We start from the raw sequence: 277 nt of genomic DNA on the forward strand, positions 1-277 counted from the left end.
GTCCGCGCGGCGAGGGACGGAAGCGCCGCGACCGCGAGCGCGGCGACGGCCAGGGCGGGGCGGGGGCGCGCCAGGGCCGGGAGCCTCACGCCCGGCCGTCCCGTCCCGGAAATCCGGCACGGGCCGGTCCACCCGCGCCGGCGGCACCGGCTGCCCCGCCCGTACCGGCGGCGCCCGCCCTGCCCGGCAGGCAGGCGCTGGCGGCACCGGCCGCACCGGCCGTGCTGGCCGCGCCGGGTGCGCCGCCCGCATTGGTGGCCCCGCCCGTACCGGCGGC

Source organism: Streptomyces sp. B1866, from assembly GCF_031932565.1.
Lineage (GTDB): Bacteria > Actinomycetota > Actinomycetes > Streptomycetales > Streptomycetaceae > Streptomyces.